This is a genomic window from Streptomyces griseoruber (assembly GCF_001514205.1).
GTDB lineage: Bacteria > Actinomycetota > Actinomycetes > Streptomycetales > Streptomycetaceae > Streptomyces > Streptomyces griseoruber.
Window position 1 is genome coordinate 179,433 of record NZ_KQ948777.1, and the last position, 12,868, is coordinate 192,300.

A 12,868-nucleotide genomic window follows, 5' to 3' on the forward strand; every position below is an offset into this window, starting at 1 on the left:
CTGCGGGCCGGGTCGTGCGCTGACGGGGAGGGCCGGGTCGTGGTCCGGAGGCGAGTAGCGGCCGGATCGTGCTCCGGGGGCGGGGGCGAGTGTGGTCGGGGCGTGACCTCTGCCGTGTCCTGCCGTTGGAGTGGGCATGAAGAAGCGCAGCATGCTCGCCATCGCCTCCCTCGCCACCGGGTTCGTCGTCGCGGCCATCACCCCCTCCCACGGCCTGGGCGCCGACGACCTCGACGACCTGAACGTCCGCGACACCGTCGGCAGCCTCGACCACACCATCGCCAGTGACAGCCTGGCGATCGACGACAACGCCCTGGGCCAGAGCGACTGACGGCGGGCGCGGCACGCCGGACGCATCGGGCCGTGGCGCCGGTGCCCCTTCGCGGGAGCACCGGTGCCACGGCCTTCGTGCGCCCTCTTCGCGGAGGTGGTTTCCATGGCAGGGTGGAGCGGGCAAGCCACAGGGGGCCACCAGAAGAGGGGGAAATGTGACCGTCGTTTGGATCAACGGCGCGTTCGGTGCGGGCAAGACCACGACCGCACGGGAACTGATCGACCTGATCCCGAACAGCACGCTCTTCGACCCCGAGGTGATCGGCGGAGCGCTCCCGCACCTGCTGCCGCCCAAGCACCTCGCCGAGGTCGGCGACTACCAGGACCTGCCGATCTGGCGCCGGCTCGTGATCGACACCGCGGCCGCGCTCCTGTCCGAGGTCGGCGGCACCCTCGTCGTCCCCATGACCCTGCTGCGCCAGGAGTACCGCGACGAGATCTTCGGTGCTCTCGCCGCCCGCCGGATACCGGTCCGCCACGTTCTCCTCGCCCCGGCGGAAACGATCCTGCGCGGGCGTATAGCCGGCCGGGAGGTCCCGCCCGACGTCCCCGACGGCGAGATACGCGTCCGCCAGTGGTCCTACGACCACATCGAGCCCTACCGCGCCGCCCTCGCCTCCTGGCTCACGGCCGACGCCCACCTCGTCGACACCAGCCACCTCACCCCGTACGAGACCGCCGTCCGCATAGCCGACGCGGTCGGCACCGGGGCCGTGGCCCCCTGCGACATCGTCCAGACCCCCGAACCCACCGGTGAGACCCTCGCCTCCGGGGTGCTGCTCTTCGACGAGCACGACCGGGTGCTGCTCGTCGACCCGACGTACAAACCCGGCTGGGAGTTTCCCGGCGGGGTCGTGGAACCCGGCGAGGCACCCGCCCGCGCCGGGATGCGCGAGGTCGAGGAGGAGACCGGCGTCCACCTGGACGACGTACCCCGACTGCTCGTCGTCGACTGGGAACGGCCCGCACCCCCCGGCTACGGCGGACTGCGCCTCCTCTTCGACGGCGGCCGGCTCGACGCGGCGGCCGCCGAGGGGCTGCTGCTGCCCGGCCCCGAACTGCGCGGATGGCGGTTCGTCACCGAGGCGGAGGCGGCCGATCTCCTGCCGCCGGTCCGCTACGAGCGGCTGCGCTGGGCGCTGAGGGCGCGGGAGCGCGGCGCCGCCCTGTACCTGGAGGCCGGGGTTCCGGTCGGCTGAGCGCACCTCGGCCGAGCGCACGCCGCACGTCCCGCGCCGGGAACGCAGTCGAGCGGCTCTCCTCCACCAGCCGGCGCTGGAACTCCTCCATCACGACGGCGACCGGGGCGTGGCGGCGCAGCAGCGCGGCCGCGCCCCCGGGGATCCCCTCCGGCCCCAGCCCGTGCGCGCAGGCGCGCACGAAGGCCGCACGTTCCTCGCCGACATACCCGTACAGGTCGGTGACCAGCCACTTCACCAGATAGCAGCGGGTGTAGGCGCGGTCGTAGTCCTGGTGTACGGCGAGGAACTCCCGTTCCCCGGGACCGAGGCGGAACCGGGCGGAGACGGCGAGCCCGTGATCGGCGAGGTAGAGCCGTCGCCCGTCCGTGAGGACGTTGTGGAAGTGCGCGTCGAAGTGGAGGAGCCGGCGCGCGCGGAGGAAGGGCGTCAGGGCCGACAGTTCCCGGTCCACCAGCGCGCACGCCGCGTCCGCCGCCGCGTCCGACATGCGCAACCGCGCGCTCAGCCAGCCGTGGAGGGTGTCCGGGACGTACTCCAGGAACAGCGTCAGGGCCGTCGTCGCCGTCCGCAGCCCCTCCACCCGCTCGCGCACACCCCGGCCGCCGCCCCAGTACGCCACCGTCCGCTCCACGTCCGCCAGTTCGGGCGGCAGCGGACGCGGCTCGTCGGGCAGCAACCGCCAGTGGTGCAGCAGCGGGAATCCGGTGAACCGCCCGGACAGCGCCCAGCGGGACGTCATCACCTGAACGGCCAGCTCACGCCACCCGCCGAACCCCGGGCTGCCGATGCCGTAGTGACAGGCGGGCGGCAGCCCGAACGGATCGGCCGTGGACTGCCGCCGCCCGGGCCGCAGTTCGGCGCCGGACATCCGGATCCGCTTCACGAACACGGTCCGCCCGCCCACCTCGACCCGCAGGACCTGACCCCCGATACCCGTCCCGAGCGGAACTCCACCGGCCAGGAGAGCGGTGATCTCACCGTCGTCCAGCCGCTCCAGGGACGCGGCGACGGCGTCGTGGGCGACGATCCGGCTGGGTGGCACGGACCCATCCTCCGTCAGCGCAGGGGCACTTGTCCGCTCATCCGGCCGCGTAGTTCCGCAGGAACAGTGCTTCCGCCACGGACAGCCGCTCCAACTCCTCCGGCGACACGCTCTCGTTGACCGCGTGGATCTGGGCCTCCGGCTCGCTCAGACCGATGAGGAGGATCTCCGCGGCCGGGTACAGGGCCCCGAGGGTGTTGCACAGCGGGATGGAGCCGCCCTGGCCTGCGTACTGCATCTCCTGGCCCGGGTAGGCGACGGCCATCGCCTCGGCCATCGCCGCGTACGCCGGGCTGGTGGTGTCGGCGCTGAACGGCTGGCCCTGGCCGATCTGCTCGGTGCTCACCCGCGCACCCCACGGCGTGTGCGCCTCCAGGTGCGCCTGGAGCAGCTTCGTCGCCTCGGCCGCGTCCATGCCCGGCGGCACCCGCAGGCTGATCAGCGCACGGGCGCTCGCCTGCACGGACGGCGTGGCGCCGACCACCGGGGGGCAGTCGATGCCGAGGACGGTGACGGCCGGCCGGGCCCAGATACGGTCCGCGACCGTGCCGGAGCCGATCAGCCCGACGCCGTCCAGCACCTTGGCGTCCAGGCGGAACTGCTCCTCGTCGTATTGCAGGCCCTGCCACCGCTCGTCACCGGTCAGCCCGTCGACCGTCGTCGAGCCGTCCTCGGCCCGCAGCGAGTCCAGTACGCGGATCAGGGCGCCCAGCGCGTCGGGGGCCGCGCCGCCGAACTGGCCCGAGTGCAGGTTGCCCTCGAGTGTGTCGATCTTCACGCGCAGCATCGTCATGCCGCGCAGCGTGGAGGTGGCCGTGGGCAGGCCGACACGGAAGTTGCCCGAGTCGCCGATCACGATCGCGTCGGCGGCCAGCAGCTCCGGGTGCTGCTCGGCGTACCGCTCCAGACCGCCGGTGCCCTGCTCCTCCGAGCCCTCCACGATCACCTTCACGTGCACCGGCACACCGCCGTTCGCCTTCAGGGCGCGCAGCGCGAGCAGATGCATGACGAAGCCGCCCTTGCAGTCGGCGGTGCCGCGGCCGTACCAGCGGCCCTCGCGCTCGGTCAGCTCGAACGGCGGAGTGGTCCAGCCTGCCTCGTCCAGCGGCGGCTGCACGTCGTAGTGCGCGTAGAGCAGAACCGTTCTCGCGCCCTCCGGGCCCGCCAGACGGCCGTACACCGACTGGGTGCCGTCGGGGGTCTCGAGCACGGCCACGTCCTCGAAGCCCTCGGCGCGCAGCGCGGCCGTGATCCAGCTCGCGGCGGCCTCGCTCTCGCTGCGGGGGAACTGGTCGAAGTCCGCCACCGACTTGAAGGCCACCAGCTCGGTGAGCTCCGCCTTCGCCCTGGGCATCAGCGAGGCGACGGTCTCGGCGACCGGATGCGACGACATGGGCACGCTCCTTGTGGGTGCGACGTTGTACAGGGTGGCACTGGTCCGTTCGGGGACCGTGCGAGCGTACGCGCTGCCGGGATGGGGTCGCGTACCTCGCCGATCTTTCCACAGCGGACTGTCATCGGGTCGTGACGATCTCCGCCGTAGGATGCGGGGGACAGGTGCGGCAGGCGGCTTGATCGGGAGCAGTAGACCATCGTGAGCAGCGAGAACTCTTCGGCGGACGACGTGCGGCAGGTGTGGGACGTCGTCGTGGTGGGCGCGGGACCCGCGGGGGCTTCGGCCGCCTACGCGGCGGCGGTCACGGGACGGCGCGTCCTGTTGCTGGAGAAGGCGGAGCTGCCCCGCTACAAGACGTGCGGCGGCGGCATCATCGGACCTTCGCGGGACGCGCTGCCACCCGGTTTCGAACTGCCCTTCCGCGACCGGGTGCACGCGGTGACCTTCTCCAACAACGGGCGCTTCACCCGTACCCGCCGCTCGCGGCAGATGCTGTTCGGGCTGATCAACCGGCCCGAGTTCGACCAGCAGCTGGTCGAGCACGCCCAGAAGGCGGGCGCCGAACTGCGGACGGGCGTCACGGTCACCCGCGTCGAGCAGCACGGCTCGGCGGTCCCCGACCGGCGCACGGTCGCGATCGTCCTCCAGGGCGGCGAGACCCTGCTGGCGCACGCGGTGGTGGGCGCGGACGGCAGTGCCAGCCGCATAGGGGCGCACGTCGGCGTGAAGCTCGACCAGGTCGACCTCGGCCTGGAGGCGGAGATCCCGGTGCCGGACACCGTCGCCGAGGACTGGAAGGGCCGTGTCCTCATCGACTGGGGCCCGATGCCCGGCAGCTACGGCTGGGTGTTCCCCAAGGACGACACGCTGACGGTCGGTGTGATCTCCGCGCGCGGCGAGGGCGCCGCCACCAAGCGGTATCTCGAGGACTTCATCGGACGGCTGGGCCTGGCCGGCTTCGAGCCGAGCATCTCCTCCGGCCACCTCACCCGCTGCCGCGCCGACGACTCGCCGCTCTCCCGCGGGCGCGTGCTGGTCTGCGGGGACGCGGCGGGCCTGCTGGAGCCGTGGACCCGTGAGGGCATCTCCTTCGCGCTGCGCTCGGGCCGCCTCGCGGGCGAGTGGGCGGTCCGCATCGCGGAGGCGCACGACGCGGTGGACACCCGCCGCCAGGCCCTGAACTACGCGTTCGCGATCAAGGCGGGCCTCGGTGTGGAGATGGCCGTCGGCAAGCGGATGCTGGCGGCCTTCGAGCGCCGCCCGGGCCTCTTCCACGCGGCCCTCACCGGCTTCCGCCCGGCCTGGCGGGCGTTCGCCGACATCACCCGCGGCCGCACGACCCTCGGTGAGCTCGTCCGTTCGCATCCGATGGCCCAGCGCGCGCTGACCCTGATGGACCGCAGGCAGGAGCCGGTCGCGACACCGACCGAGGAGACCGAGGACGCCTGAGCCGGGGGGCGCGGGGGCCGGCGGGTGGCCCGGCGGATGGTTGTGCCTGTACGGCAGGCGGCCGCGGTTTGCGGGCGTGCCAGGGACACTCGCGACCCGAACCGACGGCCGAACCCGCGGCCGAACCCGCGGCCGAGCGGTGCGCGGCCGAGCGGGCTGCCCCCGAGCCCGTCGCCGATGAGGTGTCCGTCTGCCGTGGTCAGCCCTCGACCGTGATCCGGAACACCGGGTGGTCGGGGGCCGCCGCCACGATCTCCGCGTCGGTGGACTTCGCCGTGACCCCGTCGAAGTACTGGTTGACCTCCCAGCCCCACTTCTCCAGGTAGGCCCGCAGGATCGGGAGCCTCTCCTCGTCGGGGACCTCCACCGCGGTGAACGTCCGCACCTTGCGCCCCACCCGCAGCTCCCCGCCGCCGGCCACCCGCATGTTGCGCACCCACTGCGAGTGCCCGCGCGCCGAGACCAGGAACTGCGCACCCTCGTACGTGTGCGGGTTGACGGGGATGCGCTGCATCTGCCCGCTCTTGCGGCCCCGCACGGACATCTCCGCCGAGCCCATGAGGCTCAGCCCGTGCCGGGCCAGCCAGCCGATGACACGGTTGAAGCGGACGTTGATCGGGCTGCCCTTGAGGTAGTACGGCTGCGACGACATCGGTGACCCCAGTCATGTGAGAGAGCGGTGCTCTCGCTTGATTCGAGTGTGCCGGAGATCGGCGATCCAATGCAAGAGCAGTGCTCTCGAATTTTTGCGTCGCTCTCGAATGTGTGCACTGATCTGCTCGCGTGGGAGACTGGGAACCATGAGCAGCAACGCCGCCCAGGGGGCCCGCGCCCGCGCCCGGATCGAAGTCACCGCCGCCATCAAGGAGGAGGCGCGCAGACAACTGGCCGCCGAGGGCGCCGCCAAGCTCTCGCTGCGGGCGGTGGCGCGTGAGCTGGGCATGGTCTCCTCCGCGCTGTACCGGTACTTCCCGAGCCGCGACGACCTGCTCACCGCACTCATCATCGACGCGTACGACTCCCTCGGCGAGCGCGCGGAGGTCGCGCACGCCGCCGTCGCCGGGGCGGACCCGGTGCGGCGCTGGGTGGCGGTGTGCGAGGCGGTGCGCGGGTGGGCGCAGGCGCATCCGCATGAGTACGCGCTGATCTACGGCACGCCCGTCCCCGGATACAGCGCCCCGCAGACCACGGTGCCGGCCGCGTCCCGGGTCGGCCTGCTCCTCATCGGCATCGTCCGGGACGCACACCGGTTGCAGGTCCTGGAGGTGCCGTTGCTCAGCGACGAACTCGTTCCGGAGGCCGTGCGCATGGCGGGCGACTTCGCCCCGGACCTGCCCCCGGGAGCGGTCGCGGCGCTGGTCGCGGCCTGGGCGCAGCTGTACGGGCTGGTCGGCTTCGAACTGTTCGGCCAGTTCAACCGCATGGTGGAGGAGCGCGAGCCGTTCTTCCGGCATGCGGTGACACGGCTGGCGTACGGGGTGGGGCTGCGTTAGTCCCTTTCGGGGCGCTCGGTCAGGTGGGTGAAGTCCCGGACGAACCGGGTCAGCAGCCGGGCCAGTGCCTCGCGGTCCTCGGCCGGCCAGTCGGCGACCGTCTCCGTGACCACGCGGTGGCGGAAGTCGTGGAGGCGGGCGAGGGCGGTGCGCCCGTCGGCGGTGAGGGTCAGCAAGGACCGGCGGCCGTCGCGCTGGTCGGCCTCGCGGCGCAGCAGTCCGGCCTCCAGTGCCTGGGCGGCGAGGCGGCTGGCGCGGGGCTGGTCGACGGCCAGTGCGGCCGCCGCCTCGGTCACCGTCAGGGGCTCGCCCCGTTCCGTCGCGGACTCGACCGCGTCCAGCAGATCGAAGACGCCGTCGGGCAGAGCGGCGTGCTCGCCGCGGCGCTCACCGCGCCGCTCCGACAGCCGGGCCAGGTTCCGGCGCCGCTGCGCCCGGCGCAGGGCCACGACGGCCCGCTCGATCGCCGCCGTCTCCTTGTCCGCACCCGGAATCGGCTTGCCGCTCACGAGCTCTCCTGTGCATAGTGGAAGACAATCACATGTCATATTACATGGAGCTGTCCACGGAACCGTCTCCACGAAGCCGTTTCCACGAAGCCGTCTCCGCGGAACCGTCTCCATGAAACCGGCCCTGGACCTGGAAAGGACATGAGCATGCGATCTCTTCCGGAGGCCTCCGTGTCCGCCCCTGCCCGTCCCCTCGGCTACTGGCTCAAGCACCTCGACAACCTGCTGGAGCGGCACTTCGAAGCCACGCTCTCCGGCCTCGGCGTGAGCCGTCGCGAGTGGCAGGTGCTCAACACCCTCGCCGGCGGCGGCCCTGTCGGCCGTCCCGGGCTCACCGATGCCCTCGCCCCGTTCTGGACGGAGGACGGCCCCACCCTGGACGAGGTGCTCGCGCGGCTCACCGAACGGGGATGGATCCCGGCCGGCGCGGACGAGGGCCTCGCCCTCACGGACGTGGGCCGCGCGGCGCACACGCAGGTGCGGGCCGGTGTCGAGACCACCCGCGCCGCCCTCCTCACCGGCCTGAGCGGCGAGCAGTACGCGGAGACGGTGCGCGTGCTGTCCGTGATGGCGGGCAACGTGGAGGCGGCGCTCGCGGCCCGCTGAAGAGGCGGTCCGCGTGGGGGCACCGGGAGCGGTCCTACTTCCAGGGGAGTACGGCTGATCACCTCGCCCGGCGGACGTCCGGCGTGGCTCCCGACGTCTAGCGTGGCCGACATGGACGGAGAGCAGGCGCGCGGGGGCGGCGGCCCGGGGTGGTGGCGGGGGCACGGCCCGCCGTGGACCCGCAGGTGGGCGGGGGAGGGCGCGGACGGCGGCCGTTGGCCGTGGCGGTCCACCCTGCTGCTGACCGCCTTCGTCCTCGTCGGCTCGAACGTCGCCGCCCAGGTGCAGCAGGGCGAGCGGGCCGGGCTGGACGTCTTCGCCCGCGTCCTGCTGCTCGCCGCCTGCGCGCTCCTGCTGTGGCGGCTCCGGTGTCCGGTGGCCGTCGTGTTCGGTACGGCGGTCGTGGTCGCGCTCTATCTGGGGGCGGGCTATGCCTACGGCCCGGTGTTCTTCACGGTGGCCGTGGCCTGTTTCTCCGCCGTCGTCGCCGGGCACCGGCGGGCCGCGTGGAGCGCGCTCGGGCTGCTGTGCGCCGTACATCTGCTGGTCGCGTACTGGTTGTACCGGTGGCTGCCGCCGTCCGGGGACGAGCCCGCGTCCCTCGGGCAGGAGATCGTGGTCACCGGCTGGGTCGTCGCGATCGTGGCGGTCGCGGAACTGGCGAGGGCCCGGCGAGAGCAGTGGTCACGGGAGCGGGCCGAGCGCGCACAGGCCGCCCGGCGCCGCGCCGACGAGGAACGGCTGCGGATCGCCCGTGAACTGCACGACGTCCTCGCGCACAGCCTCTCCGTGATCAACGTCCAGGCGGGTGTCGGCCTCGCCCTCCTCGACGCCGACCCGGATCAGGCGCGCACCGCGCTCACCACCATCAAGTCCGCCAGCAAGGAGGCGCTCGGCGAGGTGCGCCAGGTGCTCGACACCCTCCGTACGCCGGGAGACGCGCCGCGCGCCCCGGCACCCGGCCTGGACCGGCTCCCCGAACTGGTCGAGCAGGCGGCACGCGCCGGGCTCACGGTCGAGGTGGCGGGGGAGCCGCCCCGGCTGTCGCCCGGCACCGATCTCGCCGCGTTCCGCATCCTCCAGGAGGCCCTCACCAATGTCGTACGCCACTCCGGTTCACGGCACGCGCGCGTACGGCTCGACGAGGACGGTGCGACGCTACGGCTGCGTATCGACGACGACGGGCCGGCGACCGGCGCGGACGCGGGTGGCAGCGGCAACGGTCTCGCCGGGATGCGGGAGCGTGCCGCGGCGCTGGGTGGCACGATCGAGGCGGGGCCGCGCGCCGACGGCGGCTTCCGGGTGCTCGTCGTACTGCCGGTGCGGGCGGCGGCGAGAGTGACGACGGCTGAGCGTGGGGAGGACCGGTGATCCGCGTACTGCTCGCCGACGACCAGTCCCTGGTCCGTGCGGGATTCCGGGCGCTGCTCGACGCGCAGCCGGACATCGAGGTGTGCGCGGAGGCCGCCGACGGCGAGGAGGCCGTGCGCCAGGCCGCCGAACTGGGCCCGGACGTCGTCCTGATGGACATCCGCATGCCCCGGCTGGACGGCCTCGCGGCCACGCGCCGTATCACCGGGGACCAGGCGCTCGCACAGGTCAGGGTGGTCATGCTGAGCACGTTCGAACTCGACGAGTACGTCTTCGAGGCGATCCGTTCCGGGGCCTCCGGCTTCCTGGTCAAGGACACCGAGCCCGATGAACTCCTGCGTGCCGTACGGGCGGTGGTGGCCGGTGACGCGCTGCTCTCGCCCGGCGTGACGCGCCGGCTCATCGCCGAGTTCGCCGCCCGCTCCAAGGAGCCCGCCGTGGCGGAGGAGTTGGGCCGGCTCACGGAACGCGAGCGGGAGGTGATGGCGCTGGTCGGCATCGGCCTGTCCAATGAGGAGATCGCCCGCCGCCTGGTCGTCAGCCCCCTCACCGCCAAGACCCACGTCAGCCGCACCATGGTGAAACTGGGCGTCCGTGACCGCGCCCAACTGGTCGTCCTGGCCTATGAGTCGGGCCTGGTGCGACCGGGCTGGCTGGGCTGAACCGCCCGGGAGAAGCGCCGCAGCACGCTCACCACACGGACCACGAACAGCACGGCGGCGAGCACCAGCCCCGCACCCAGCAGCAACCGGACGACAGACTCCGGCAGTTCGAACAGCAGCACCGGGCCGGTGACCGCGCAGAAGACGACCACCGCCGCGAACGCGGCACTGAACAGCGCGTATCCGATCTCCACGGTGATCGCATCCCGCTCGGCCGGACTCCGCCGTCCCCCGTGACCGCTCATCCCCCGATTCTCACCGCCGTGCGCCCGCCGGGGCAACCGCCCCCGCCGGGCGCACGCGGGGAGGAGATCCCTCAGTCACCGACCGGTACGCGGTCCGGCTGTGCCGCCTCCGCCGTGGAACCCGCGACGACGACCGAGCCGCGGGCGCGGCGGGTGCGCAGGCCGGGGAGGGTGATGAGGAGGCCCGCGGCGGCGATGGCCGTCACCACCGCGAGGCCGGGGCGGTAGCTGTCGAGGACGCCCTGCGGGGTGGGGTCCGCCGGGGCGCCCGCGGTCACCACGGCCGTCACCACGGCGAGGAAGATCGCGCCACCGACCTGCACGGACGTGTTGAGCAGACCGGACACCATGCCCTGCTCATGGTCCGCCACCCCGTTGGTGGCCTGGATGTTGAGCGAGGGGAAGACCAGCGCGCAGGCCGCGCCGATCAGCAGCATGGTCGGCAGGATCACGGCCGCGTAGACCGGGTCGAGGTCGACGCGCAGGAACAGCGCGTACCCGGCGACCATCAGGGCGAAGCCGGCCGCGATCAGCCGGGGTGTGCCGAACCGGTCCACGATCGCGCCGACCTTGGTCGAGGACACCGCCACCAGCGCACCCGCCGGTAGGAACGCGAGCGCCGTGTGCAGCGCCGACCAGCCGAGCAGCGACTGCATGTAGAGCGTGGCCAGGAACTGGAAGCCGACGTACGACCCGAAGAAGGCCATCGCGCCGAGCTGGGCGCGGACCTGGTTGCCGGAGCGCAGCACACCGAGCCGGATGAGCGGTCCGGCGGAGCGCTGCTCGACCCGCACGAACGCGGTCAGCAGGACGGCTACCGCGAGGAACGAGAGCAGTGTGCGCGCGGACGTCCAGCCCGCCTCCGGTGCCTGGACGACCGTGAACACCAGCAGCAGCATCGACAGGGTGCCGAGGACGGCGCCCGGGACGTCGTAGCCGTTGTGCTCCCGTTCGCGCTCGCTGCGCGGCAGCAGCCGCATCCCCGCGAACAGCGCGATGAGGGCGATCGGTGCGGGCAGCAGCATGGTCAGGCGCCAACTGGCCTCCGTGAGCAGGCCGGAGAGGACCAGGCCCATGGAGAAGCCGGTGGCGGCGCAGGTGGTGTAGATGGACAGGGCCCGGTTGCGCAGCGGCCCCTCCGGGAACGTCGTCGTGATGATCGACAGTCCGGCCGGCGCGGTGAACGCCGCGCTCAGCCCCTTGATGAAGCGGCTGGCGATCAGCAGCGGGCCCGAGTCGACGAGCCCGCCCAGCAGCGAGGCGAGGGCGAAGACCCCCAGGGCGACCAGGAAGACCTGGCGCCGGCCCAGCAGGTCGGCGGCCCGGCCGCCCAGGAGCAGCAGTCCGCCGTAGCCGAGGATGTAGCCGCTGACGATCCATTGCAGCGTCGAGGTGGAGAGGCCCAGGTCGGAGCCTATGGACGGCAGGGCGACGCCGACCATCGACACATCGAGCGCATCCAGGAACATCGCGGCGCACAGCACCAGCAGGGTGCCCCACAACCGGGAGGTCCAGCGTCCCTCGGGCACGCCGGGGACGGGTGAGGTGAGCGGAGAGGTCATGACGACGACAGTACATGCGCATGCATCGAATGCAAGTGCATTTAATTCCGGCGCAACAAAACCGTTTCTCTGCTACGGTGCGGGCCATGGCGGCGAAGAACGGCGAGGCGGACAGAGCCGAGCGGGCGCTGGTCGCGCAGTGGCGGGACATGCTGGCCCTGCACGCCCGGACTCAGTGCGAACTCGACCGGGTGCTGCACCGGCACGGCCTGTGCGCCAGTGACTTCGAGGTGCTCGACGTCCTCGCCGAGTCGACCGCGAACGCGGCGTGCAGCTACCGCGTCCAGGAGATCGCCGAGCGCGTCCATCTCACCCAGAGCGCGCTGTCCCGGCTGATCGCGCGGCTGGAGAAGGACGGCCTCGTCGAACGCGGCCTGTGCGCCGAGGACCGACGAGGCGTCCGGGTCGCGCTCACGGGAAAGGGGCGGGCGCTGCACGGCGATGTCCTGCCGGTGCAGCGAGCGGTGCTCACCCGCATGCTGGCGCAGCCGGACGCCTCCTAGGGCTCCCCTAGGGTAGGGCTCCCCTGGGGCGCGTCCCCTGGCTTCAGATGACGGCGGACTTCTCCCGCCACAGGGTCGCGAGTTCCGCGTCGCCGGTGACGGCGGGGAACGGCAGGCGGTTCCACAGGGCCAGATAGAGCCGCGCCGCCGGTCCGGTGAGCTCGCAGTCCGCGTCGCCGTCGGCGGTGCGCTCCGTCAGGGGCGGCTCGGGGGACAGCCGTACGGTCCACACGGCGTCCTCCTCGAGATCGGTCGCCCGTATCCGGAGCACCCGGGGTTTCTCGGTGCGCACCCTGCTCCTGTCGCGGGCGTGGAATCCGCTCAGCAGCTCGTCGATGCCGTCGGCGGCGAAGGCGGCGGGCAGACTCCGCGCGCTCTCCTCCGGGGCGCGGCCCCGCGCCGAGTCGGCGTCCACGCGGTGGACGGCCGTCTCGTGCGCCTGCCGTCGGGCCCAGAACGCCAGCGGTGACGGAACCGGTGCTCCGGGGCCGCTTC

Annotated in this window: 13 protein-coding genes and 1 pseudogene; 8 read left to right on the forward strand and 6 right to left on the reverse strand. The window is 72.7% G+C overall.

Annotated elements, in window-relative coordinates:
- Nucleotides 1-136: 136 nt before the first annotated feature.
- The gene (locus AQJ64_RS32575) at nucleotides 137-331 is read left to right on the forward strand and encodes a hypothetical protein (RefSeq protein ID WP_055635889.1); all 195 of its coding nucleotides are present in this window, start codon (nucleotides 137-139) and stop codon (nucleotides 329-331) included.
- Nucleotides 332-488: 157 nt separating this feature from the next.
- Complete coding sequence (locus tag AQJ64_RS32580) at nucleotides 489-1,532, forward strand: NUDIX hydrolase (RefSeq protein WP_055635888.1); 1,044 nt, start codon at nucleotides 489-491, stop codon at nucleotides 1,530-1,532.
- A 1,082-nt stretch (nucleotides 1,533-2,614) separates the two neighbouring features.
- Here AQJ64_RS32580 and AQJ64_RS32590 read toward each other — a convergent pair.
- Nucleotides 2,615-3,970: a dipeptidase gene (locus tag AQJ64_RS32590; RefSeq protein WP_055635887.1), complete on the reverse strand. Its 1,356-nt coding sequence runs from the start codon at nucleotides 3,968-3,970 to the stop codon at nucleotides 2,615-2,617.
- A gap of 201 nt (nucleotides 3,971-4,171) precedes the next feature.
- Here AQJ64_RS32590 and AQJ64_RS32595 point away from each other — a divergent pair, with 201 nt between their 5' ends.
- On the forward strand, nucleotides 4,172-5,422 hold the full coding sequence (locus AQJ64_RS32595) for a geranylgeranyl reductase family protein (RefSeq protein ID WP_055635886.1): 1,251 nt from the start codon (nucleotides 4,172-4,174) through the stop codon (nucleotides 5,420-5,422).
- Between the two features lie 199 nt (nucleotides 5,423-5,621).
- On the opposite strand, the gene AQJ64_RS32600 is transcribed toward AQJ64_RS32595, so the two are convergent.
- Nucleotides 5,622-6,074, reverse strand: coding sequence for a nitroreductase/quinone reductase family protein (locus tag AQJ64_RS32600; RefSeq protein WP_055635885.1), 453 nt, complete (start codon nucleotides 6,072-6,074; stop codon nucleotides 5,622-5,624).
- A 148-nt stretch (nucleotides 6,075-6,222) separates the two neighbouring features.
- On the opposite strand from AQJ64_RS32600, the gene AQJ64_RS32605 reads away from it, so the two are divergent.
- Entirely contained in the window at nucleotides 6,223-6,915 is a 693-nt protein-coding gene (locus AQJ64_RS32605; RefSeq protein WP_055635884.1) for a TetR/AcrR family transcriptional regulator, read from the forward strand.
- On the opposite strand, the gene AQJ64_RS32610 is transcribed toward AQJ64_RS32605, so the two are convergent.
- Nucleotides 6,912-7,424, reverse strand: coding sequence for a MarR family winged helix-turn-helix transcriptional regulator (locus tag AQJ64_RS32610; RefSeq protein ID WP_240512748.1), 513 nt, complete (start codon nucleotides 7,422-7,424; stop codon nucleotides 6,912-6,914). The two genes, AQJ64_RS32605 and AQJ64_RS32610, sit on opposite strands and share 4 nt — an antisense overlap.
- A 147-nt stretch (nucleotides 7,425-7,571) precedes the next feature.
- Here AQJ64_RS32610 and AQJ64_RS32615 point away from each other — a divergent pair, with 147 nt between their 5' ends.
- The 3 genes from AQJ64_RS32615 (at nucleotide 7,572) to AQJ64_RS32625 (ending at nucleotide 10,063) form a co-directional block, all read left to right on the forward strand.
- Nucleotides 7,572-8,030, forward strand: coding sequence for a MarR family winged helix-turn-helix transcriptional regulator (locus AQJ64_RS32615; RefSeq protein ID WP_063788783.1), 459 nt, complete (start codon nucleotides 7,572-7,574; stop codon nucleotides 8,028-8,030).
- Nucleotides 8,031-8,141: 111 nt separating this feature from the next.
- Nucleotides 8,142-9,401, forward strand: coding sequence for a sensor histidine kinase (locus AQJ64_RS32620; protein ID WP_107120633.1), 1,260 nt, complete (start codon nucleotides 8,142-8,144; stop codon nucleotides 9,399-9,401).
- Nucleotides 9,398-10,063: a response regulator transcription factor gene (locus AQJ64_RS32625; RefSeq protein WP_055634157.1), complete on the forward strand. Its 666-nt coding sequence runs from the start codon at nucleotides 9,398-9,400 to the stop codon at nucleotides 10,061-10,063. Before AQJ64_RS32620 ends, AQJ64_RS32625 begins: the two co-directional genes overlap by 4 nt.
- Here AQJ64_RS32625 and AQJ64_RS32630 read toward each other — a convergent pair.
- On the reverse strand, nucleotides 10,024-10,308 hold the full coding sequence (locus tag AQJ64_RS32630) for a DUF6332 family protein (RefSeq protein WP_055634156.1): 285 nt from the start codon (nucleotides 10,306-10,308) through the stop codon (nucleotides 10,024-10,026). The two genes, AQJ64_RS32625 and AQJ64_RS32630, sit on opposite strands and share 40 nt — an antisense overlap.
- A gap of 71 nt (nucleotides 10,309-10,379) precedes the next feature.
- On the reverse strand, nucleotides 10,380-11,870 hold the full coding sequence (locus AQJ64_RS32635) for an MFS transporter (RefSeq protein ID WP_055634155.1): 1,491 nt from the start codon (nucleotides 11,868-11,870) through the stop codon (nucleotides 10,380-10,382).
- 86 nt (nucleotides 11,871-11,956) lie between these two features.
- Here AQJ64_RS32635 and AQJ64_RS32640 point away from each other — a divergent pair, with 86 nt between their 5' ends.
- Nucleotides 11,957-12,373, forward strand: a complete 417-nt coding sequence (locus tag AQJ64_RS32640) for a MarR family winged helix-turn-helix transcriptional regulator (RefSeq protein ID WP_055634154.1) — start codon at nucleotides 11,957-11,959, stop codon at nucleotides 12,371-12,373.
- A 43-nt stretch (nucleotides 12,374-12,416) separates the two neighbouring features.
- Here the strand turns inward: AQJ64_RS32640 and AQJ64_RS32645 are convergent.
- Nucleotides 12,417-12,851: pseudogene (locus tag AQJ64_RS32645) on the reverse strand (maleylpyruvate isomerase mycothiol-dependent enzyme family protein); the annotation flags it as partial.
- Nucleotides 12,852-12,868: the final 17 nt, after the last annotated feature.